Here is a 21,862-nt window from a genome sequence, read left to right on the forward strand (position 1 = left end):
GCGCCCTCTTTGTGTGCCTCGGGCGACGGCCATATTCGAGGTACATTAATGCTCGAGCGTTAAATTGTTTTTGGAGAAGATTGACATGTCAAGAGTATGCCAAGTTACTGGCAAGAAGCCGATGGTTGGTAACAACCGTTCGCACGCTAAGAACGCGACTCGTCGTCGTTTTTTACCTAACCTACAGAACCATCGTTTCTGGTTAGAAGACGAAAAGCGTTTCGTACAGCTACGTGTATCTACTAAAGGTATGCGTATTATCGATAAGAAAGGTATCGAAGTTGTTGTTGCTGAACTTCGTGCCCGCGGCGAGAAGGTGTAATAAACCATGGCTAAAGCTAAAGGTAACCGTGAGAAGATCAAGCTAGTTTCTAGCGCTAAAACAGGTCACTTCTACACGACTGAGAAAAACAAGCGTAACATGCCTGAAAAGATGGAGATCAAGAAATTTGATCCCGTTATCCGTCAGCACGTTATCTACAAAGAAGCGAAAATCAAGTAATTCTTGATTCACGTTTTTTTGGAAAAAGCCCCTCATTGCAGGGGCTTTTTTTTGCCCTAAATATATCCCCATGGCGTTGGCCAGCTCTCTCCAATTCTTTAGATAAATTCCCAGGCGATAGCCCTGCGGGTCTACGGATTCCGATCTCTACCTAAGCCTCTGATCTTAATCTATTCTGCTATGCTTAATCAGATTGTCTCGTTGTGATGAAAAAATATCACTTCCGATGACAACAAATGCTTTTAATGTGAATTTAAATGCAATAAAATTGGCTTGTTATTCGTCTGGTGACAATATTGTCACATATTTATTGTTGAGGTTACGCGGGTGCGCACTACTGAGTTAGTCGAGGGGTTTCGTCATTCTGCTTCCTATGTGAATGCACACAGGGGCAAGACATTTGTGGTCATGTTGGGCGGTGAGGCGCTGGCGCAGAGTCAGTTTCGCTCCATCATCAACGATATCGCCCTGCTTCACAGCCTGGGGATCAAGATAGTTCTGGTGCATGGTGCCAGGCCGCAAATCGATGAGGCCCTGGCCGCGCATAATCTCTCCCCTGAGTATTACAACGGGGTGCGCATTAGCGATGAAGAGTCCTTCCGAGTGATCAAGCAGGTGGTGGGCGGTCTGCAGCTGGACATCACCGCGCGCCTGTCGATGAGCCTGAGCAATACCCCGATGCAAGGGGCGCAGATCAACGTGGTTAGCGGTAACTTCGTGATAGCCCAGCCCTTAGGGGTCGACAACGGCGTTGACTACTGCCTGAGTGGCAAGGTGAGACGCATAGATGTGGCGGGCCTCAGACGTCAGCTGGACAATCATGGCATAGTGCTCCTGGGGCCGGTGGCGGCCTCTGTGACCGGCGAGTGTTTTAATCTGACCGCCGAAGAGGTCGCGACTCAGATCGCGGTGAAGCTCAAGGCCGACAAGATGATAGGTTTCAGCGCCAAGGAGGGGATACTCGACAGTAACGGCGAGGTGATCGCCGAGCTGATGCCGACCGATGCCCAGCGCATCTTGTCTGAGCTGACCGATGAAGACAACTGGTGTGTGGGCACTCGGGCCTTCTTGCAGGCCAGTATAGACGCCTGTCGTAACGGTGTGGCTCGCTGCCACTTCGTCAGCTATCTCGATGATGGCGCCCTTTTGCAAGAGCTGTTCTCCCGTGATGGTATTGGTACCCAGATAGTCACCGAGAGCGCCGAGCGCCTGCGCAGAGCCACCATTGCCGATATCGGTGGTGTTTTGGATCTCATCCGCCCGCTGGAGCAAGCTGGGGTCTTGGTGCGCCGCTCACGTGAGCAGCTGGAGATGGAGATAGAGCAGTTTATGCTGATCGAGCGTGATGGTTTGGTGATCGGCTGTGCCGCCCTCTATCCCTTCGAGGAGGACAATGCCGGAGAGTTTGCCTGCCTGGTAGTGCATCCCGATTATCGTGATGCCGACCGCGGTAGCATCTTGCTGAAGAACATCATAGGTCAGGCCAAGGTGCGTGGTTATGCCCGCCTGTTTGCGCTGACGACCCGCAGCATTCACTGGTTCCTCGAGCATGGCTTTCAGATCGTCGAGGTCGATGCCCTGCCAAACAAGAAGAAGCAGCTGTATAACTATCAGCGCAAATCGAAGATTCTCGCCTTAGATCTGCAATAAGGCTAAACCCGTCCGATGAAAGAGGCCACCCTTGGGGTGGTCTTTTTGTGTGTCCAAGTTAACTCACAGTAACGACTCTTGACATAATATGTCGATAGCACCACACTCAAGTTATCGGTTCATGTTAGGGTTGGGCTCAGGGATGATCTGCCTGTATGCCCAAATGTTTCAAGAGGATATTTAGAGATGGATACTCAAGTCTTTCAACTCACAACCTTAGATTCGGCAACCAGTGGGATCTTCCTGTCTATGCTGCTGGGGGTCGCCTTGGTGCTAGTGCTACTGATGGTGAAGCCCTTACCTAAGAAGGCAAAATATGCCTCTGCTGGGATGGTGATCGCCGTATTGGGCCTGCTCTCCTGGATGTTTTACAAGGCTCATGATACCAGCGTTCGCCTTACTTCAAGCACTATGCTGGTGGATATTCCCCTCTACCGGGTCGAGTTACCGCGTCAAAGCCTGGTGCCGGCTGAGGCTAAAATCGTCAGCTTGGGAGGAGATGACGCGCTTAAACTGAGCTATCGCAGCAACGGCGTGGGCATGCCGGGTTATTCGCTGGGGTGGTTTAAGCTGGCAGATGCCAGCGACAGGACAGATAAGGCCCTACTGTCGGTCACCGGCGACGGCCAGGTATTGGTTTTGCCGACGACCGAGGGCTATCTGTTGATCTTGAGTCTGGAGCAGCCGGAGGCTTTGTTAGCTAGCCTGCTTACGCCGACTCTTTAACGCCAGGTCCAGGGTAAAGATCACCAGGGCGCTCCAGATGAAGGCGAAGGTGATCCCCTTCTCGAGATCGAAGGGCTCGTTAAACAGGCTGACGGCCATGATAAACATGATGCTGGGGCCGATATATTGGAAGAAGCCTAGCATGGACAATGGGATACGCGTAGCGGCGCCGGCAAAGCAGAGCAGGGGAATCGAGGTGACTATCCCAGCCGCCATCAGCAGCAGGTTCATCTGCCAGCTGTTTTCCAGGATGCTGGTGCCATCGAGATTCATCGCCAGATAGAGCAGTGCCACAGGCACTAAGATGGCCGTCTCGACCAGCAGTCCCGTCTTGGCGTCGACATTGACCTTCTTGCGCAGCAAACCATAGATGCCGAACGAGGCGGCGAGCCCCAGGGACACCACAGGAATCGAGCCGAAAGAGATCAATTGGATAAGTACGCCGGCACAGGCCAAAGAGACGGCGGCCCACTGCAGTTTACGCAGGCGTTCCTGCAGGAACACCATGCCCAGCAGCACATTGACCAAAGGGTTGATAAAGTAGCCCAGGCTGGCATCAAGCATATGATCATTGTTGATCGCCCAGATGAACAACAGCCAGTTACCGGCGATCAGAACCGATGTAATAGCTAACACGCCAAGCTGTTTGGGCTGCCGGAACAGGGCGCGCAGCTTGGCGAAACCACCGATAAATTGCATCAAGATCAGCATGAAGACGAAGGACCAGATCACGCGATGCAGCAGGATCTCGGTCGCCGACACATGGTTTAGCAGCTTAAAATAGAGGGGAGCAAAGCCCCAGAGGCAGTAGGCGCAGATGGCGAGCGCTACCCCTTTACGATACTCAATATCGGCCATAGCTTAGGATTTAGAAAAAGTGCGGGAGTGGCATTGTAGGCGTCTAAGCCGCGTGACTCAAGCGGCCATAAGCATTCTTTTCGCGCCTCGCGCTGGAGCAGTCTCTTGTCAGCGCGTCTCACTAAATTGGCGGTAATTTATAGGGGGATTAGCTGGCTAGCCCACCATGTAGGTGCCAGTACCGAAGGCAATATGCGAGCCCTTCTCGTTGTGTAGCTCCATGCGGCAGACTGAGACCCGGTTACCCGCCCTGATCACTGTGCCTGTGCCGGTAAAGATCTCACCGCGCCCCGGCCTGAGATAATCGATACGCAGATCTATGGTGCCTAAGGTTTTTAGGCGCTGCTGCAGATCTTCTAAACACCAGTCGTCCCGGCTAGCCACCAGGCCTGAGAAGGCCGTCAGGCCGCCCACCACATCCAGCACGGTAGCGGTCACGCCGCCGTGGAGGATCTGCTGATGAATGTTGCCTATGAGGTCTTTCTTCATCTTCACCTCGACCTCGACGCCCTGCAGGTCGTAACGCTTGATATCCATCCCCAAGAGGTTATGAAAGGGCACCTTGGTATCGAAGATCTCGGCTACGCTGGCCAGGGTCTGCGCTTGTATGGGCGTCGTCATAGGGGCACTCCTTGTTTTGTCCTACGCTGCTTGCTGGGTACAAGCGGGTTAAGTTTGAGCATTAGTCAACCTAATGGTTAGAGCATTTAATCTATCGCTAATGCACGGCGCGAGGCAAGCCTTCGGATAAAATTTCATCAGTCGATGGGGGGCGAGGGGTAATTAATACTCGGATAGATGAGACAAGCCGAGCCGGCTTGATTAGAATAAGCGGCCAAATTAATGATTACCGAGTGCCATGGACTTAGCCTTAACTTCTCCCGACGTGACCGATAGCGATCCGCTCGCCGCCTGCCTGCAGACGGTGTTTGGTTATCGCACCTTCAGGACGGGTCAGCGTGAGGTGATAGAGCAGGTCTGTGGCGGCCAGGATGCCCTGGTTATCATGCCTACCGGCGGCGGTAAGAGCCTGTGTTATCAGCTGCCGGCACTCGTCTTGCCCGGGCTGACCCTGGTGGTGTCGCCGTTGATCTCCCTGATGAAAGATCAGGTCGATAGTTTGAAGCAGATGGGCGTCGCCGCAGCTTACCTCAACTCGTCGCAGTCGCGGGAAGAGGCGATGACCATCTATCGCCAGCTGCATAACGGCGAGCTCAAGCTGTTGTATGTATCACCCGAGCGCCTGCTGACCGACAGCTTCATCGAGCGCCTGCACAACCTGCCGCTCTCCCTGTTTGCCATCGACGAGGCACACTGTATCTCCCAGTGGGGGCACGACTTCCGCCCCGAATATGCGGCCCTGGGCCAGCTGAAGCAGCTGTTTCCTCGGGTACCCATGATGGCGTTGACGGCCACCGCCGACAAGGCGACGCGGGAGGATATCTGCCAGCGACTGGGCATAGCGCCCTTTGAGCTACTCACCAGCTTCGATCGCCCCAATATTCGATATACCGTGGCGGAGAAGCTCAACGCCGCCAATCAGCTCAGGCAGTTTATCCAGGCGCAGAACGGCAACAGTGGCATCATCTACTGTAGCAGTCGTCGCCGGGTGGATGAGGTGGCCGAGCGTCTACGTATGCAGGGCTATCATGCCGATGCTTATCACGCGGGCAAGACCCAGGAGGAGCGCGCCGATATTCAGGAGCGTTTCCTAAAAGATCAACTAGATATCGTGGTGGCCACCGTGGCCTTTGGCATGGGGATCAACAAGTCCAACGTGCGCTTCGTGGTGCATTACGATATTCCCAAGAGCCTCGAGGCCTATTACCAGGAGACAGGCCGTGCCGGCCGTGATGGACTGGATGCCGAGGCCTTTATGCTGTTCGATCCCGCCGATATCGGACGGGTGCGCCATCTCATCGAGCAGCAGGAGCCGGGTCCGCAGCAACAGGTGGAATACCATAAGCTCAATACCATGGCGGCCTTTGCCGAGGCGCAAACCTGTCGCCGTCAGGTGCTGCTGCATTACTTCGACGAGAGTGCGTCCGAGCCCTGCGGTAACTGTGATATTTGCCTGGACCCTCCTAAGCGGTACGACGGCGTCGAGGATGCCCAGAAGGTGCTCTCCTGCATCTTCCGCCTGCAGCAAAAGTTTGGTGTAAATCATCTTATCGAGGTGCTGCGCGGCTCCAAGGCGGCCTCTGTGGTCGACCGTGGCCATGACAAGTTGTCGACCTGGGGCATAGGCAAGGAGAAGAGCCATGAGTTCTGGCTCAGTATCATACGTCAGATTATTCACCTGGGTTTCGCCAGTCAGGATATCACCAGAGGCTCGGCCATCAAGCTCAATCCCCAGGCGCGGGCCGTGCTCAAGGGGGAGGTGCCGTTGCAGCTCGCCGAGCCGCGTATCAGCATCACCACACATGTGAAGCGTCGCAGCAGTAGCCGGGCGCCAATTAACTATGACAGGAAGTTGTTTGCCCGTCTGAAGCAGCTGCGTCGCAGCCTGGCAGAAGAGTTGGATGTGCCGCCCTATCTGGTGTTTAACGACGCCACGCTGGCGGAGATGGCGGCCATGCTGCCGACCAGCCCCGGCGAGATGCTGGCGGTTAACGGCGTGGGTGAGACCAAGCTGAATCGTTTCGGCGGTGAGTTTCTCGACGAGATCAACGACTACCTCACCCGTAGCTAGTCAATATTCCGCTAATTAAGGCTCGGCTTACAATGACTCTGTATATTCAGGCGCTGCTTGCTATCAGGCTTATTGTACTTGCTACCAGACTTAGTGTACTTGCTACCAGACTTAGTGTGCCTGCTGACCGCTGTATTTACTCAGCTGATCGACACTGGCCCTTTTAACCAGGGAGGAGAGGGTGTCGTGATGCTGCATCACCGCCATCCCCATGTTAACCCGGGCGCCGTTTTGTAGCGGCTCTATGATGGCGCTCAGCTGGCGGGCGATAAGCTGGGCGCCCGCCAGCGAGGTGAAGGGCAGCATGATCAATATCTGATCGGCGCTGGTGCTCAGCAAGATATCCTGCTGGCGGATCTTCTGTGACAAACGGGTCAGTAGCCTGTCGACATCGGCCTTGGCCAGATGGCTGGGATTGATCAGCAAGATGGTGATAGGAAAACCTATCTGCTTGGCGCTGGTCAGCAGGGCCTCCATCTTCTCCTGGGTGCTCATCGGCTCATCTCTCTGGCTCACCGATAACGGCGTCTTAGGCATTCTGATACGGTTGAGCAGAATAAACAGCGTCAGCAGCAGGAAGAGCACCAGGATGCCGATAAGACCATAGCTGTCGCTGATGTGGGCATCGAGCTTGATGGGCTTAGGCTGATTGTCCTGTGCCAGCTGCTGGTATCGTCCCAGCTGGGCCTTGATCTGCAGCAGTCGAGTGTCTTTAAGAAACTCATAGCTGCGCTGGGCCATCTCGAAGCGTTTCAGCTGATACTGATAGGCGTCCTTGTATTGGCCTATGTCGGCAAAGTAGCGGCTCAGGATTCCGTAGCAATAGACGAGCTCGTCAAACTGATTGGTGCGCTCGCCGATGGCGATCGCCTTCTGCATCAGCTCTGTCCCCAGGGCCTGCTCGCCATTCGCCAATTGAATATTGGCCAGTAGACGATTGGCCCTCAGGCTGTCGTTGATCTTCTTCTGCTTGTCGAAGGTGTTGAGGGCGATATTGAGCAGCTGGATGGCGCTCTTATCATTGCCCCGTAAAAATTCAATTTCCGCCAGCTGGGTATAACTCTCGGCCAGCTCGGTCGCCGTAGCAAGTTCGGGTAGCAGGATCTTAGCCTCGAGTACCATATCGTCCCTGAACTTCACCTCTTGGTTGTAGTGGGCGATCTTGGCCAGGGTGAGCAGCACAGTTAGCCTCACCTTTCCCGTGGTCTGCTCGCTATCCAGCGCGCCCTTGGCATTGTTGAACGCCTGGTTGTAGAGGCCCTTGGTTCTCAGCAGTTCGGCCATGGCCAGTTGCACATAGGGCCTCGGCGGGGTGAGCCATTGAGGTCTCTGCTTCTCGGTGTCCGGGTAGATATCTTGGGCCAGGCGTAGATCTTCCAGCGCGCTGCTCTGGCTCTCAATATGGGTATCTATCTTGCCGCGCAGCATCAGGCCGTTGACTAAGGACTGGGGCTGTTGCTGCTCGCGAGAGAGGTAGATGGCCGAGTCGAGCAGGGTCAGCGCCTGTCTGAGGTCGCCATAATCGATATAGGCTGCGGCCATACAGTTGAGAAAATAGGGGCTGAGCTGATTGAGCTTGAGCGACTTGGCCTTGGCCTCACTCATGCGGCCCAGGTTGATGGCGGCCTCGTTTTCGCCCAGCTGCACAAAGGCCTCGCACTTGAGCAGCGAGAGGCGCAGACGATTTTCTTCAGACGTGGCTTCCTGATCCAGGCGTTGTTCCAGTGCCGAGATCTGTGTCAGTGTCTTGTTGGGATATTGGTAGATGGTTTGGGCCAACTCATCTAACTCTGTCATAGTGTCCCCATAAGCTGGGATCAGCCAGAGGCCGAGACTTAACACTATGAGACGAAAATCCATTTTTAAAAGCTCCGGAACGAGTGTGCTGTTTCTGTTTCCTTTGGCGGCATTATACTGATTTTTCATCAGCAATTGCATAAAAAATAGCGCTCGCGATTGGAATCAGAGGGATTGCTCGGCAAATGACCTAGTATGCTGAATTTAATCACTTAGTCACTCTTGTGAGCAAATAAATGGTTAGATTTGCGCAGTTAATCAAGATTTTTATCTGGTCTAATGTGGCAAACATGAAAAATATGGGGTTGACTATTGAACAGACACACGTTAAATATTAATCAATCTTTCGAAGCGAAACGAATAATTAATTACTTTTACTGAATACAATGACGACTATTAACCGTGCACTCCTCAGCCTCCTTATTCTCATTCTCGCAGGTCCTGCGCGGAGAATGTAGTGTTGCACGCTTAATAACACATTCAGCATTCATAAACCCCGCGCCCAACAACGCGGGGTTTTTTTGTTTATGGATTCGACGAACACCCAAAATTAGAGCCTAGACGTACCATGGAGAAACCAGATGTCTAACCGAGTGATAATATTTGATACGACCTTACGAGATGGTGAGCAAGCATTAGCGGCGAGTTTAACGGTTAAGGAAAAGCTACAGATAGCATTGTCACTCGAGCGTCTGGGAGTGGACGTCATGGAGGTGGGGTTTCCCGTCTCGTCACCGGGGGATTTCGAATCGGTGCAGACCATTGCCCGTACCATCAAGAATAGCCGGGTCTGTGCGCTTGCCAGGGCGCTTGAGAAAGATATCGACGCCGCGGCCCAGTCCTTGTCTGTGGCGGATCAGTTCCGTATCCATACCTTTATCTCGACCTCGACCATACATGTGGAGAGCAAGCTTAAGCGCTCCTTCGATCAGGTGTTGGACATGGCGGTCGGCGCGGTGAAATATGCCCGCCGCTTCACCGACGATGTGGAGTTCTCCTGTGAAGACGCCGGTCGTACCCCAATAGATAACCTGTGCCGCATGGTCGAGGCCGCCATCAAGGCGGGCGCCAAGACCATTAACATTCCCGACACCGTTGGCTACACAGTGCCGAGCGAATTTGGCGGCATCATTCAAAACCTGTTCGACAGGGTACCGAATATCGATCAGGCGGTGATCTCAGTGCACTGTCACGACGATTTGGGCTTGTCTGTGGCGAACTCTATCACTGCGGTGCAGCACGGGGCACGTCAGATCGAGTGTACCGTCAACGGTATCGGCGAGCGCGCCGGTAACTGCTCCCTGGAAGAGATCGCCATGATCATCGCCACTCGCAAGGCCAGCCTGGGGCTAGAGACGGGGATCAATGCCAAAGAGATCCATCGCACCTCTAATCTGGTGAGCCAGCTGTGTAACATGCCGGTACAGGCCAACAAGGCGATCGTCGGCGCCAACGCCTTTACCCACTCCTCTGGTATCCATCAGGATGGCGTGCTGAAGTCGCAAAACACTTATGAAATCATGACGCCAGAGAGTATCGGTCTTAACCGCAACAACCTGAACATGACCTCCCGCTCCGGCCGCCACGTGATCAAACATCGCATGGAAGAGATGGGATATGGCGAGCAAGACTACGACATGGACACCCTGTATGAGGCCTTCCTGAAGCTGGCGGACAAGAAGGGGCAGGTGTTCGACTATGACCTGGAGGCCTTGGTATATGTAGAGGCTCAGGCAGAAGATGAAAACCACTATGGCTTGCAGCAGCTGGTGGTGCACTCAGATTCGACCCAGGGGCAGGCTACCGCCACAGTGACCCTAAGCATAGACGGCAAGGCAGTGACCGAGGCGGCAACCGGTAACGGCCCGGTCGATGCGGCCTACAAGGCGATTGCCCGCGCCAGCGGCTGTGAGATCAACATCAGCAGCTATCAGCTTAGCGCCAAGGGGCAGGGGCAAGATGCCCTGGGACAGGTGGATATTACCGCCAAGTATCATGATCAGAGCTTCCATGGTGTGGGCCTGGCGACCGATGTGGTCGAGGCCTCGGCAGCGGCGCTGATCCACGTGATGAATCTGACCTGGCGCGCCGACAAGGTGGCCGAGAACAAGCATAAGTTAAAACAGGCGCGCACCGAGTTGGGCGGCGTATAACCAATTTCGAATTAAACAGCATAAAGACAATTAATTGCAGGGAGTCACTTGAGGTATGAGTTATCAAGTCGCGGTATTGGCCGGTGATGGGATCGGCCCCGAGGTTATGGTCGAGGCACGCAAGGTGCTTAAAGCGGTGGAAGAGCGTTTCTCGTTGGATATCGAGTATAGCGAATATGATGTGGGCGGCGCGGCCATCGATAATCATGGTTGTCCGTTACCCGAGTCGACCCTGAAGGGCTGCGAGGCGGCCGACGCTATCCTATTCGGCTCGGTAGGTGGCCCTAAGTGGGAGCATCTACCCCCAAATGATCAGCCCGAGCGCGGCGCCCTACTGCCGCTACGGGGACACTTCGAGCTGTTTTGTAATATGCGTCCGGCGAAGCTACACGTCGGCCTGGAGCATATGTCGCCGCTGCGTAGCGACATCTCGGCCCAGGGCTTTGACGTGCTGTGCGTGCGCGAGCTGACCGGTGGCATCTACTTCGGTAAGCCCAAGGGGCGACAGGGTGAGGGCGAGCAGGAAGAGGCCTTCGACACCATGCGCTATAGCCGCCGCGAGGTGCGCCGTATTGCCAAGATCGCCTTCGAGGCGGCCCGAGGCCGTCGCAAGAAGGTGACCTCGGTGGATAAGGCCAACGTCCTGGCCTGCTCTGTGTTGTGGCGTGAAGTGGTCGAAGAGGTGGCCAAGGAGTTCCCGGATGTGGAGCTGGAACATATCTATATCGACAACGCCACCATGCAGCTGCTGCGTCGCCCCTTCGATTTCGATGTGATGCTCTGCTCTAACCTGTTTGGCGACATCATCTCCGATGAGATCGCTATGCTGACCGGCTCCATGGGCTTGCTCTCTTCGGTGAGTCTCAACAGCGATGGCTTCGGTCTGTATGAACCCGCAGGTGGCAGCGCACCGGATATCGCGGGCCAGGGCATCGCCAACCCGATTGCGCAGATTCTGTCTGCAGCGCTGCTACTGCGTCATAGCCTCAAGGAAGAAGCGGCGGCCAAGGCGATTGAAGATGCGGTCGCCAAAGCATTGAGCGATGGCTATTTAACTGGAGAACTCTTGAGCGCGGATCAGCGTGACAAGGCAAAATCAACCCGCGAGATGGGCGACTATATTGCCCAAGCAGTCAGAGAGGCAAACTAATGGCGAAGACACTGTATGAAAAGGTATGGGATAGCCATATCGTAGCCGCCCCCGAAGGAGAGGCGCCGCTTATCTATGTGGATCGCCATCTGGTGCATGAGGTGACCTCACCCCAGGCCTTCAGCGGCCTGAAAGTCGCCGGCCGTAAATTGAGGGCGCCAGAGAAAACCTTCGCCACCATGGATCACAACACCTCGACCAAGAGTGCCAGCCTAGATGCACTCAGCCCCATGGCGCGCACTCAGGTGGAGACGCTGGCACAAAACTGTAAAGAGTTTGGTGTGCGTTTATACGATATTCATCATAAGAATCAGGGGATTGTTCACGTGATGGGCCCCGAGCTTGGCATTACCCTGCCGGGCACTGTAATTGTGTGCGGCGACTCGCACACGGCGACCCATGGTGCCTTTGGTGCCTTGGCCTTCGGCATTGGCACTTCTGAGGTGGAGCATGTGATGGCCACCCAAACCTTGCGTCAGCTAAAAGCCAAGACAATGAAGATCGAGGTGCGCGGCCAGGTGGCCGATGGGATCACCGCCAAAGATATCGTGCTGGCCATCATAGGCAAGATAGGCATGGATGGCGGCACGGGTTATGTGGTGGAGTTCTGCGGCGAGGCGATTGCCGCCTTGTCGATGGAAGGACGCATGACAGTCTGTAACATGGCGATCGAGATGGGCGCCAAGGCGGGCATGATAGCGCCGGATCAGACCACCATTGATTACCTAGAAGGCCGTGAATTTGCGCCTAAGGGCGAAGCTTGGCAGCAGGCGGTTGCCGCCTGGCAGGCGCTGAAGTCGGACGAGGATGCCGTGTTCGATGCCCATGTGGTGCTAGAGGCGAGCGATATCGCGCCTCAGCTGACTTGGGGCACTAACCCAGGCCAGGTGGTGGCGATCGATCAGTGTGTGCCTAACCCTGAGGATGAGACAAACCCGACGGTGAAGGCGAGTATCGAGAAGGCGCTCGACTATGTGGCACTCACCCCTGGCACTCAGATGACAGATGTGAGCATCAACAAGGTGTTTATCGGCTCTTGTACCAACTCGCGCATCGAAGATCTGCGCTCGGCGGCCCAGCAGGCCAAGGGGCGTAAGGTGGCAGAGGGCGTTACGGCTATCGTGGTGCCGGGCTCAGGCCTGGTGAAGGAGCAGGCGGAGGCGGAAGGCCTAGATAAGATCTTCATCGACGCCGGGTTTGAATGGCGTCTGCCGGGCTGCTCCATGTGTCTGGCGATGAACGATGACAGGCTGGAGGCGGGTGATCGCTGCGCCTCGACCAGTAACCGTAACTTTGAGGGTCGTCAGGGACGCGGTAGCCGCACTCACCTGGTGAGCCCTGCCATGGCCGCCGCCGCGGCGATTGCCGGTCATTTCGTCGATATTCGCAAGCCATACTAGGAGGGAGAGATGCAACCATTTACCACACATACAGGGCTTGCGGTGATCATCGACAGTGCCAATATCGATACGGATCAGATCATCCCTAAGCAGTTTCTCTCTAAGGTCACTCGTGACGGCTTTGGGGTTCACCTGTTCCACGATTGGCGTTATCTGGACGATGCCGGCGATCAGCCTAATCCAGAGTTCAGCCTGAATCGGCCCCGCTATCGGGGAGCCTCTATCTTGCTGGCTAAGGAGAACTTTGGCTGTGGCTCGAGTCGTGAACATGCGCCCTGGGCCCTGGCCGATTTTGGCCTCAAGGTGATCATAGCGCCAAGTTTTGCCGATATCTTCTATGGCAACGCCATCAACAACGGCCTGTTGCCGGTTCGCCTCACCGAGGCGGAGGTGGTGCAGTTGATGCGAGAGGTTGAAGCCGAAGAGGGCGCTCAGGTGAGCGTGGATCTGCAGGCACAGACGGTGACCTCACCTTCGGGGGCAAGTTTTAGCTTCGAGATTGCCCCGTCGGCACGTCATAACCTGCTCAACGGCCTGGATGCCATAGGCATCAGCCTGGGTTACGGCGAGGCGATAGCGGCTTATGAAGCCGAGATCCCCAGCTGGCGCACCTAATGCTAAGAAGGCCTAACTCATTGCGCCCGATACATGTTTTAGGGATTAGGCGCTTTAGGAGTTTGGCGCACTAGAAATTAGGCGTACATCTGTACCTTAGGGTTATCGAATAGAGCCGATCGCAGTTTGCTGTGGTCGGCTTTTTGTTTACATTAGCGGCGCTGAATCTTGTTAAGTCTATATTTTTCAGTTGTTTATTGTGGTTTCTAGCCGTTGGCTAGCCAGATGTGCAACGAGCTAGTGATTTATGCTGGTGGTTTTGTGGTTTTCAGGCGTACAGGTGTTAATTGAATGTTTTCAGTTTAATTGTTTGATATTGTGGTGATTTGTCTGTGTCTGCTGATTTTTATAAATCTCATTAAGTGAACGTGGATCACATTTTTGTACTTTAGTTGACGTTTAAAAGTCGGTTTTAGCTGGTTTTTGTATGCTATTTAGGCGCTATGGCCAGCATTATTCGCTTAAATTCATAATTTGCTTGTAAAGATATTCTGCATCAGTAGACTGCGGCTCACTCAATATCTGGAGCCTTTGCTCTAGGTTGTCATAATAACAAGAGAGCCATGATGAAGAAGCATATTTTATCTTTAGCTGTAGTTGCTGCCATCGCCACGCCGCTATCTCAAGTTCAGGCCGCTGGATTTCAACTTGCCGAATATTCTGCCACGGGTCTAGGCCGTGCCTTTGCGGGTGAGGCGGCCATGGCCGACAATGCTGCCGCTCAGGCGCGCAACCCTGCTATGTTGACCTACCTCGAGGGACGTCAGCTGTCGCTGGGTGGTATCTATGTGATGCCAAATGTCGACGTAGAGGGCGACGTGACGCTGGCTTCACCTGTATTGGGGCCTCAGGGGGTGACCATGAACGCCGATGCCCTGGATGTGGCTGACGACGCCCTGGTGCCTAACTTCTACTACTCTAACCAGCTTAACGACCAGTGGACCTGGGGTTTAGCGGTTAACTCTAACTATGGTCTGGCGACTGAAGTGCCGAGCACCCATCCTACCGCTATCTTTGGAAAAGAAACCTCGGTGACCACTGTGGAGTTCAATCCAAACCTGGCTTACAAGGTGTCTGAGGCCGTTTCTGTCGGTGCGGGTCTGCGTATCGTCTATGGCGAAGGTAAGATTGGCGCCTCGACGCCGGCTTGGGTAGACGGTATCAAGGCGATTCCTACCCTGCCTGCCGAAGTCGCAGCAGCACTGCCACCGGGCGGCACCAGCCTGAAATCGATGGAAGGGGATGATATTGGCTATGGTTGGCAGCTGGGTGCCAGCTGGCAGATCAACCCGGCGCACCGTATCGGTCTGGCCTATCACAGTGGCGTCGAGCTGGAACTCGACGGTCATGCCTCTGGCCTGATCTACAACGGTGGTCAGGATGTGGAGATCGAGGGTTATATGCCGCTCGAACTGCCAGCCTTCGCCGAACTGGCCTCTTACCATCAGCTCACCGACAACTGGGCAATGCATGCCAGCGTCAACTGGACCCAGTGGAGCGTGTTCGATCAACTGGTGGCATACTTCCCTGGTGAGCAGAAGCCTGTTGGCGGCCTGGAGTCAGACCTGGTGAAGGTTGAGAACTTTAAAGACAACTGGCGTTTCGCCTTGGGCACCAGCTATCAGCTAAGCGATAAGTGGTTGGTACGTGGCGGTGTGGCGCTGGATAAGACGGCGGTAGAAGATGAGTATCGCACCATCACTATCCCTGATTCAGACCGTCTGTGGTTCAGCGCGGGCGCTGGCTATCAAGCCTCTAAGAACCTGACCCTGGACTTTGCCGTGACTTACATCAAGGCCCATGGTGATGCGCCGATCAACGAGACCATGAACCTGATGAACCTGGCTCAGGTGAGCTTTAACGGTGAAGCGGGCGGCGATGTCTGGTTGCTGGGCGCTCAGTTAAGCTACAAGATGTAACTTAATGGCTAGTTAAGCTAAACGAAAATGCCTCACCTATGTGGGGCATTTTTTTATCTGAATATTTGTTGGCTATCTGAACTTCATCGGATTATATTCGTCTAATTATCAACATATTTTTAGCGCTAATCGATCCACTATTGCCCCACAGCCAACAGAGCGGGGCGATAGGCGCGATGAACCAACAATAAGAGGTGTCCCATGAAACCCTATCTTCTGGCTGCAAGCATAGCATTACTGCCGATATCGGCCTTCGCCGACCCGAGTGCGACGCAAGTGGTGAAAGGGTTTATCGACGCCTATAACCAGCACAGTGTCGAGAAGATGCTGACTCATGTGTCGGACGATGTGCGCTGGATGCATATCTCCGGCAGCAAGATAGAAGTAGAAACCTCGGATAAGGCGCAATTTGGCGCCGCCATGACAGACTATTTCGAGACCCTCACCGGCGCCCAGGCCACCATACTCGAGTTGATCGACTCCTCCCACTATGTCAGCACGGTAGAGCGTGTGACCTGGGAGAACGATGGTGAGCAACTCAGCCAGTGCAGCATAGGTAATTTCCGCGTGCAGGACGGTAAGATCGCCGAGTTTTGGTATCTGCCCGCCCACGCCTGTGACGAGCAGTTAGAGGCCGCCGAGCAAGTCGAGTCTGAGCCAGAGCCTGAGCTGGATCCGAACCAGCCTAACCAGCAGTAGCGGAGGCGTTCGTGCAGCAGAAGTATGTCATCGCGCTCGATCAGGGCACGACCAGTTCGCGTACCATCATCTTCGATCACGACGCCAATGTCGTCGCCATCTCCCAGCGAGAGTTTTCCCAGATCTACCCTAAGGCGGGTTGGGTGGAGCACGATCCCATGGAGATCTGGGCCTCCCAGAGCTCTACTCTGATCGAGGCGCTCGCCAGAGCGGGGATCCACAGCGACGAGGTCGCTAGTATCGGCATCACCAATCAGCGTGAAACCACTGTTCTGTGGGACAAAAGCACGGGTAAACCCATCTATAACGCCATCGTCTGGCAGTGTCGCCGCAGCCAACCCCTGTGTGAATCCCTGAAGGAGGCGGGCTATGAGGAGTACATACGGCAGAATACAGGCTTGGTGTTAGACCCCTATTTCTCGGCCACCAAGATCCGTTGGATCCTCGATAATGTCGAGGGTGCCAGAGAGAAGGCCGAGGCCGGTGACCTGCTGTTTGGTACCATAGATACCTGGCTGGTGTGGAAACTTACCGAGGGTAAGGTGCATGTGACCGACCCTACCAATGCTTCACGCACCATGCTGTACAACATTCACCAACAGGCCTGGGATCCCGTGCTGCTCGAGGCGCTGGATATTCCCGCGAGTATCCTGCCCGAGGTGAAGCCCTCCTGCGCCGTGTATGGCAAGACCCGCATCGCCGGGGAGGGGGGCGAAATCCCCGTGGCCGGCATGGCGGGAGATCAGCAATCGGCCCTCTTCGGTCAGCTGTGTATCGACGAGGGGATGGCAAAGAACACCTATGGCACAGGCTGTTTCCTGTTGATGAACACAGGTCTGCAGGCGGTGCAATCTAACCATGGCCTGTTGACCACCATAGCCGTGGGACCAAAGGGCGAAGTTAACTATGCCCTGGAGGGCTCGGTATTCATGGGCGGCGCCACCATTCAGTGGCTGCGCGATGAGCTGGGGCTGATCCGCGATGCTCAGGACACGGAATATTTTGCCCTTAAGGTCAGCGACAACAACGGCGTGTATCTGGTGCCGGCCTTCGTGGGGCTCGGGGCGCCTTACTGGGATGCCAGTGCTCGCGGCGCCTTGGTCGGCCTATCCAGGGGAGCGAATCGCAACCATATCATCCGCGCCGCCCTCGAGGCGATTGCTTATCAAAGCCGGGATCTGCTCGATGCCATGACCAAAGACAGTGGCGTGCAGCTGAAACAACTGAAGGTGGATGGTGGCGCGGTCGCCAACGATTTTCTGATGCAGTTCCAGGCGGATATTACCGACGTCGAGGTGCAGCGACCTAAGGTGACTGAAACCACGGCCATGGGGGCAGCCTTCCTGGCGGGACTCGCGGTAGGCTTCTGGCAATCGACGGCCGAATTGAAACACAAGGCGGGCGTGGAGCGCTGCTTTAAGCCAGCCATAGCCGACGACGAACGTGAAGTCTTGTATCTTGGGTGGAAGCGCGCGGTTGCTCAGGTGACCAGCGAATCTGTGGGCTAATCGCCAGACACTGATATTAGGCGTTAATATTAGCAGTCGATGTTAGACGTCGATATCGATACGGGGCAGTGGTGAGTCCAATGCTTCTTTTTCTGCCTCTTCTTCGGCCTGTTTCTGCGCCTGTTGGCGTCTCGCCTGGCCGCGTCGATCGTCGCGCCCGGGTCTGGGGTTGATGCGCCTGTCGGTCTGGCGACGACGTTCCAGATGGGGCGGCAGCTGCGACTGGGGCGCCTCATGACTGTCGGCGTGGATGGCATCTATGTGCTCAGTCTGATCCACCACGCGCTTACGTGTTACCACGCGTTGTACCGGTCTGGCTAACATGGCGTACAGGCTATCTAGGGCAACCATCTCTCCTCCTTTTTAGGTTGGGTATAACTCCTCTAACCTATTTATCGGCTGCTTCTGCTTAAAATTTAGACATCCTGTTCGCTATATTCGTTCAAAGTGGCGGTTTCGTTCAGGAGGGCAGCTTTCGATCAAGAGGCTGCCTTCGCTTACGAGGAGGCCTTAGCCGGAATCACTGCCTGCTCGGCATCACTTTGTGCCTTCTGCCAGAACCTTAGCTGCGCGCGGCTGGTGAGCGCGATATTGCCCTGGTGGCAATTATGCTGACAGCTGAGGCGAATGCCCTGGGCCAAATGTTCCTGCTTGAGGCGGGCTTGCTCTTCGACGGTCGCCTGCGGCGCCTGCTCTAGGAATCGGACACGGCACATGCCGCACTGACCGCCACCGCCACACTGGCTGGGGACGCGGGTTCTGTCGTGGTTAAGATTGTCCAGCAGATTGCCCGGCGCCAGAATGAGGCTTTCGAGCGGTTCGCCGTCCGGTGAGAGCAAGGTTAGCTGCCGCTCTCCCTTTTCTGTGCTTTTACTTGTCTGCCAGCTGAAATAGTCACCGGCGGCCAGTTTGCGCATTAGCACCCAGGTGCCGCTTAGGCCGAGTAGCAGGGCGGCGAAGGCAATCAGCTGGGTCGCCAGGTGGTTGAAGCTCACGCCATTATTCGGGAAATAGTCGATAAAGTGCAGCATGAAGAGCAGCTGCTTGAATCGCGAGCCCTGGTTTTCGTGGCCCTTGACCTGACCGCTCTGGCCATCGATGAAGATCTGTGTGTCATGCTCATCCTGGATATCGAAGCGGTAGAAGGCCGGGTTGCCGCCATAGCGCTGCGCTGCTTCTTTATCGACAATGGGCGAGGAGAGCCTAGCTTCCCCTAAATAACTCTGCCGGGCGAGCCGTATCAGCTGCTCGTTATTCAAGTTCACCGCCTCGCCGGTATCGCCCCAAAAGGCGAGGGTGCCGGCGCTCGTCCTCAGGCGATAGACAGGGCGCTCCAGTAGCGTGGCGAGCTCGACACGCTGAAGGCTTAATTGCTCAGCATTATTGCTTGTCAGTTGGTTTGTAATTTCTGCTAGCGTCACCGTCGGCTGAAGTAACCTGACGCTGTTTTGCGCTTGGTTACCAGGCTTGGCGCGCATGGAATTGGCATCTAACAGCTGGTCATCGATCAGGTTAAATGCCAGGCCGGTCAGGGTCCAGATGATCAGCTGTATGCCGACTATGAGTCCCAGGATGCGATGTAAACTTCTTGCGCTAATCATACTAAGTCTCATGCTGGCTCCTCCTCGCCCCGTTTAAAGGCGATGAGTAGTAGCAGGGCGCCGGAAAGCGCCGTCAGTAGCGCGAGCAGACTAAAGCCGGTCAGTAGCGGATTGTGCACATCTTCCCTAGTGTCATAGTCCATGATGTGCAGCATCCACATGAAATCGAACAGGCGCCAGAAGTCATGGCGCTTGGCCACCAACTCGCCGCTGCTGGCCGAGATGTAGAGGCGCGAGTCGAAGGCATCGTTAAGGTTTATCTGCCACAGGGGCAGGCGACGCCCATCGATCTCGGCCGGTGCCGACTCGGTTAACAACTCACTGCTGGCGTTTGATAGGTCGCCGGGATGGAGCAGGCGGGCAACCTGCATCGCATCCTGCTGGCTTAGCGACTCGAGCGGCTTGCCATCTCGACCCGAGAGATAGAGAGGTTTTCCGTCTAGCCTGAGTTTATAGACAGGGCCTAGGGCTGTAGGGAGTAGCTCTAGTCTATTGGCCTCGGGATAGCGTGAGAGGATCGTCTCGGGCGATATGGTTAGCTGACTAGCGTCAAGCGTGAGCCTGGACTCGTCAACGAGATGATCGCCATGGATATAGTCAATATCCATGATCACCATATAAAGGCCGGACATTAACCAGATGAGGAGTTGTGCCCCCAGAAACAGGGTCAACCATTTGTGTGATTTTCGAAGCCAGCGGCTCTGTTTGGGTGTTAGCATGATTTTGTGTTTTTATTGGCCATCATAGGGATCAAGCTGCCTTTGAGCAAGGCATAATGGGCGTGACTCCAACTGCTTAGGGCCGAACAGACGGGTCGGTTCCATCTGCTCGCGTCGATCCCACAGATCATGGCCTCAATTTGGGACGGCGATCCACTTTTCGATCCACCAAAGCCTGTAGGCCCTCCACTTCTGTTTGTTTTTTCAACATATTTGACCCTGAAATCCCCACAAATTGTCCCTGGTTTGACTGTAGTTACAAATTTACAAACTGGCTGCGAACCCGCTTGAATACTGGCTTTATAAATGGTGGCATCCCTTGACAATGCTTGCACACTATCTCTAAACTTAGCATTTGTGGGAAATTGTGGATATTTGTGGATCTATTAACCAGAAAAACAAGGACGAGCTAACGTGTTTCGTGGAGCGAGTGCTATTAATCTTGACGCCAAAGGCCGGATCGCGATCCCAAAGCGATACCGCGAGCGCCTGCACGTCGATTTTAACAGCCAGCTGGTGATCACGGTCGATTTCGATGCCGCCTGTTTGCTCATCTATCCACTCGAGGCTTGGAAAGCGATAGAAGCCAAGCTGTTACTGCTGTCAGATACCCAGGGCCCGGAACGCGCCATGAAGCGTTTGTTACTCGGTTATGCCCATGAGTGCGAGTTAGACAGCAATGGTCGCCTGCTACTGCCCCCACCGCTACGCCAATATGCCAATCTGGACAAGCATGCCATGCTGGTGGGGCAATTGAACAAGTTTGAGCTGTGGGATGAGGCGGCCTGGCAGCAACAGATTGAACTTAGCCGTGAAACGATTCAAAGCGATGCCTTTGCCAATAGTGAGCGTTTGGCGGACTTCTCTTTGTGATAAGAGAATAACCATAAGTTAAAGAAGAGAGCGATGACTCAAGAATTTGCGCATTTATCCGTGCTGCTGACGGAAACGGTAGCCGGACTCAACATCAAGCCAGAGGGCATCTATATCGATGGCACCTTCGGCCGCGGCGGACACTCTCGCGAAGTGCTCAAGCAATTGGGCCCTAATGGTCGCCTGGTTGCCATCGACCGCGATCCTCAGGCGATCGCCGCCGCAGAGCAATTTGCCGATGATGCGCGTTTCTCAATTGTTCATGGTGGTTTTGGCCAGCTGGCCCAATATGTCGATGATCTCGGCCTCAGAGGCAAGATCGACGGCATTCTGTTCGATTTTGGCGTCTCCTCCCCTCAGCTAGACGATGCCGAGCGCGGCTTTAGCTTCCTGCGTGACGGTCCGCTGGACATGCGCATGGACAACTCCCAGGGGGAGACCGCTGCCGAGTGGCTGGCTCGCGCCGAGATAGAAGATATGGCCTGGGTATTTAAGACCTATGGCGAGGAGAAGAACGCCCGCCATATCGCCCGTTGTATCGCCGCCGACCGAGACAAGGCGCCTTTCTTGCGAACCAAGGAGCTGGCGGATCTGATCGCTCGGGTGAGCAAGAGCAAGGAGCGCAATAAGCATCCGGCGACACGCGTGTTTCAGGCGATCCGTATCTATATCAACAGCGAGCTGGAGCAGATCGATCAGGCGCTGGAAGGGGCGGTTACCGTTTTGGCGCCCCAGGGACGTCTGTCGGTGATCAGCTTCCATTCGCTGGAAGACCGTATGGTGAAGCGTTTTATTCGCCGCCATAGCCAAGGTGAGTCTGTGCCCCACGGGTTACCGCTGACCGAAGCCGAAATAAATAAGACACGATTACTCAAGGCCGTGGGTAAGGCGATTAAGCCGTCGGCCGAGGAAATTGACCGCAATGCCAGGGCGCGTAGCTCAGTGTTGCGGGTTGCCGAGCGATTAGACTACTAATCCTGTCGAGCAGACGTAAGAGACT

General features: G+C 55.0%; 20 protein-coding genes. 14 read left to right on the forward strand and 6 right to left on the reverse strand.

The genetic code is table 11. The features are described from left to right. Nucleotides 1-85: 85 nt before the first annotated feature. From rpmB to AYI87_RS09965, 4 genes are all read left to right on the forward strand, one after another. Nucleotides 86-322, forward strand: coding sequence for a 50S ribosomal protein L28 (gene rpmB / locus AYI87_RS09950; protein WP_011867275.1), 237 nt, complete (start codon nucleotides 86-88; stop codon nucleotides 320-322). 6 nt (nucleotides 323-328) lie between these two features. Beyond that, entirely contained in the window at nucleotides 329-502 is a 174-nt protein-coding gene (gene rpmG / locus AYI87_RS09955; RefSeq protein ID WP_007651290.1) for a 50S ribosomal protein L33, read from the forward strand. A gap of 327 nt (nucleotides 503-829) precedes the next feature. After that, nucleotides 830-2,152 (forward strand): amino-acid N-acetyltransferase, encoded by a 1,323-nt coding sequence (gene argA, locus AYI87_RS09960; RefSeq protein WP_144201702.1) that lies wholly within the window; start codon nucleotides 830-832, stop codon nucleotides 2,150-2,152. Nucleotides 2,153-2,338: 186 nt separating this feature from the next. After that, the gene (locus AYI87_RS09965) at nucleotides 2,339-2,878 is read left to right on the forward strand and encodes a hypothetical protein (protein WP_144201704.1); all 540 of its coding nucleotides are present in this window, start codon (nucleotides 2,339-2,341) and stop codon (nucleotides 2,876-2,878) included. Here the strand turns inward: AYI87_RS09965 and rarD are convergent. Next, nucleotides 2,849-3,736, reverse strand: a complete 888-nt coding sequence (gene rarD, locus AYI87_RS09970; protein ID WP_144201706.1) for an EamA family transporter RarD — start codon at nucleotides 3,734-3,736, stop codon at nucleotides 2,849-2,851. The genes AYI87_RS09965 and rarD overlap by 30 nt on opposite strands. 156 nt (nucleotides 3,737-3,892) lie before the next feature. Further along, nucleotides 3,893-4,357 carry a thioesterase family protein gene (locus AYI87_RS09975; RefSeq protein ID WP_144201708.1) on the reverse strand — a complete coding sequence of 155 codons (465 nt, stop codon included), beginning with the start codon at nucleotides 4,355-4,357 and terminating at the stop codon, nucleotides 3,893-3,895. Nucleotides 4,358-4,595: 238 nt separating this feature from the next. Here AYI87_RS09975 and recQ point away from each other — a divergent pair, with 238 nt between their 5' ends. Then, nucleotides 4,596-6,428 (forward strand): DNA helicase RecQ, encoded by a 1,833-nt coding sequence (gene recQ, locus AYI87_RS09980; RefSeq protein ID WP_144201710.1) that lies wholly within the window; start codon nucleotides 4,596-4,598, stop codon nucleotides 6,426-6,428. Nucleotides 6,429-6,539: 111 nt separating this feature from the next. Here the strand turns inward: recQ and AYI87_RS09985 are convergent, their stop codons facing one another. Next, nucleotides 6,540-8,225, reverse strand: a complete 1,686-nt coding sequence (locus tag AYI87_RS09985) for a tetratricopeptide repeat protein (RefSeq protein WP_144201712.1) — start codon at nucleotides 8,223-8,225, stop codon at nucleotides 6,540-6,542. Nucleotides 8,226-8,806: 581 nt separating this feature from the next. On the opposite strand from AYI87_RS09985, the gene leuA reads away from it, so the two are divergent. From leuA to glpK, 7 genes are all read left to right on the forward strand, one after another. Continuing rightward, nucleotides 8,807-10,378 carry a 2-isopropylmalate synthase gene (gene leuA, locus AYI87_RS09990; protein ID WP_144201714.1) on the forward strand — a complete coding sequence of 524 codons (1,572 nt, stop codon included), beginning with the start codon at nucleotides 8,807-8,809 and terminating at the stop codon, nucleotides 10,376-10,378. Between the two features lie 55 nt (nucleotides 10,379-10,433). Continuing rightward, on the forward strand, nucleotides 10,434-11,528 hold the full coding sequence (gene leuB / locus AYI87_RS09995; RefSeq protein ID WP_144201716.1) for a 3-isopropylmalate dehydrogenase: 1,095 nt from the start codon (nucleotides 10,434-10,436) through the stop codon (nucleotides 11,526-11,528). Next, on the forward strand, nucleotides 11,528-12,928 hold the full coding sequence (leuC, locus tag AYI87_RS10000; protein WP_144201718.1) for a 3-isopropylmalate dehydratase large subunit: 1,401 nt from the start codon (nucleotides 11,528-11,530) through the stop codon (nucleotides 12,926-12,928). Before leuB ends, leuC begins: the two co-directional genes overlap by 1 nt. Before the next feature lie 9 nt (nucleotides 12,929-12,937). After that, the gene (gene leuD / locus AYI87_RS10005) at nucleotides 12,938-13,543 is read left to right on the forward strand and encodes a 3-isopropylmalate dehydratase small subunit (protein ID WP_144201720.1); all 606 of its coding nucleotides are present in this window, start codon (nucleotides 12,938-12,940) and stop codon (nucleotides 13,541-13,543) included. Between the two features lie 566 nt (nucleotides 13,544-14,109). Further along, a complete protein-coding gene (locus AYI87_RS10010) occupies nucleotides 14,110-15,462 on the forward strand; it encodes an outer membrane protein transport protein (RefSeq protein ID WP_144201766.1) in 1,353 nt (450 codons plus the stop codon). A 201-nt stretch (nucleotides 15,463-15,663) separates the two neighbouring features. Next, nucleotides 15,664-16,161 (forward strand): nuclear transport factor 2 family protein, encoded by a 498-nt coding sequence (locus AYI87_RS10015; protein WP_144201722.1) that lies wholly within the window; start codon nucleotides 15,664-15,666, stop codon nucleotides 16,159-16,161. Nucleotides 16,162-16,172: 11 nt separating this feature from the next. Further along, nucleotides 16,173-17,669, forward strand: a complete 1,497-nt coding sequence (gene glpK / locus AYI87_RS10020; protein ID WP_144201724.1) for a glycerol kinase GlpK — start codon at nucleotides 16,173-16,175, stop codon at nucleotides 17,667-17,669. Nucleotides 17,670-17,711: 42 nt separating this feature from the next. Here the strand turns inward: glpK and AYI87_RS10025 are convergent, their stop codons facing one another. The 3 genes from AYI87_RS10025 to AYI87_RS10035 form a co-directional block, all read right to left on the reverse strand. After that, on the reverse strand, nucleotides 17,712-18,020 hold the full coding sequence (locus AYI87_RS10025) for a hypothetical protein (RefSeq protein WP_144201726.1): 309 nt from the start codon (nucleotides 18,018-18,020) through the stop codon (nucleotides 17,712-17,714). Between the two features lie 146 nt (nucleotides 18,021-18,166). Beyond that, complete coding sequence (locus AYI87_RS10030) at nucleotides 18,167-19,282, reverse strand: PepSY domain-containing protein (protein WP_144201727.1); 1,116 nt, start codon at nucleotides 19,280-19,282, stop codon at nucleotides 18,167-18,169. Then, entirely contained in the window at nucleotides 19,279-19,989 is a 711-nt protein-coding gene (locus tag AYI87_RS10035; RefSeq protein WP_144201729.1) for a peptidase, read from the reverse strand. Before AYI87_RS10035 ends, AYI87_RS10030 begins: the two co-directional genes overlap by 4 nt. 414 nt (nucleotides 19,990-20,403) lie before the next feature. On the opposite strand from AYI87_RS10035, the gene mraZ reads away from it, so the two are divergent. Together mraZ and rsmH are read left to right on the forward strand one after the other, a co-directional pair. Beyond that, nucleotides 20,404-20,862: a division/cell wall cluster transcriptional repressor MraZ gene (mraZ, locus tag AYI87_RS10040; RefSeq protein ID WP_011867258.1), complete on the forward strand. Its 459-nt coding sequence runs from the start codon at nucleotides 20,404-20,406 to the stop codon at nucleotides 20,860-20,862. 33 nt (nucleotides 20,863-20,895) lie between these two features. Then, the gene (gene rsmH / locus AYI87_RS10045; RefSeq protein ID WP_144201731.1) at nucleotides 20,896-21,837 is read left to right on the forward strand and encodes a 16S rRNA (cytosine(1402)-N(4))-methyltransferase RsmH; all 942 of its coding nucleotides are present in this window, start codon (nucleotides 20,896-20,898) and stop codon (nucleotides 21,835-21,837) included. Nucleotides 21,838-21,862 lie beyond the last annotated feature (25 nt).

This window comes from Shewanella sp. KCT, assembly GCF_007636505.1.
Classification (GTDB): domain Bacteria; phylum Pseudomonadota; class Gammaproteobacteria; order Enterobacterales; family Shewanellaceae; genus Shewanella; species Shewanella halotolerans.

Coding starts and splice junctions, on each gene's coding strand:
- recQ (WP_144201710.1), top strand. CDS start 4,596: ATGGACTTAGCCTTAACTTCTCCCGACGTGACCGATAGCGATCCGCTC.
- AYI87_RS10010 (WP_144201766.1), top strand. CDS start 14,110: ATGAAGAAGCATATTTTATCTTTAGCTGTAGTTGCTGCCATCGCCACG.
- rarD (WP_144201706.1), bottom strand. CDS start 3,736: ATGGCCGATATTGAGTATCGTAAAGGGGTAGCGCTCGCCATCTGCGCC.
- AYI87_RS10025 (WP_144201726.1), bottom strand. CDS start 18,020: ATGGTTGCCCTAGATAGCCTGTACGCCATGTTAGCCAGACCGGTACAA.
- leuC (WP_144201718.1), top strand. CDS start 11,528: ATGGCGAAGACACTGTATGAAAAGGTATGGGATAGCCATATCGTAGCC.
- leuA (WP_144201714.1), top strand. CDS start 8,807: ATGTCTAACCGAGTGATAATATTTGATACGACCTTACGAGATGGTGAG.
- AYI87_RS10015 (WP_144201722.1), top strand. CDS start 15,664: ATGAAACCCTATCTTCTGGCTGCAAGCATAGCATTACTGCCGATATCG.
- leuB (WP_144201716.1), top strand. CDS start 10,434: ATGAGTTATCAAGTCGCGGTATTGGCCGGTGATGGGATCGGCCCCGAG.
- AYI87_RS10035 (WP_144201729.1), bottom strand. CDS start 19,989: ATGCTAACACCCAAACAGAGCCGCTGGCTTCGAAAATCACACAAATGG.
- AYI87_RS09975 (WP_144201708.1), bottom strand. CDS start 4,357: ATGACGACGCCCATACAAGCGCAGACCCTGGCCAGCGTAGCCGAGATC.
- AYI87_RS09965 (WP_144201704.1), top strand. CDS start 2,339: ATGGATACTCAAGTCTTTCAACTCACAACCTTAGATTCGGCAACCAGT.
- leuD (WP_144201720.1), top strand. CDS start 12,938: ATGCAACCATTTACCACACATACAGGGCTTGCGGTGATCATCGACAGT.
- rpmG (WP_007651290.1), top strand. CDS start 329: ATGGCTAAAGCTAAAGGTAACCGTGAGAAGATCAAGCTAGTTTCTAGC.
- rpmB (WP_011867275.1), top strand. CDS start 86: ATGTCAAGAGTATGCCAAGTTACTGGCAAGAAGCCGATGGTTGGTAAC.
- AYI87_RS09985 (WP_144201712.1), bottom strand. CDS start 8,225: ATGACAGAGTTAGATGAGTTGGCCCAAACCATCTACCAATATCCCAAC.
- rsmH (WP_144201731.1), top strand. CDS start 20,896: ATGACTCAAGAATTTGCGCATTTATCCGTGCTGCTGACGGAAACGGTA.
- AYI87_RS10030 (WP_144201727.1), bottom strand. CDS start 19,282: ATGAGACTTAGTATGATTAGCGCAAGAAGTTTACATCGCATCCTGGGA.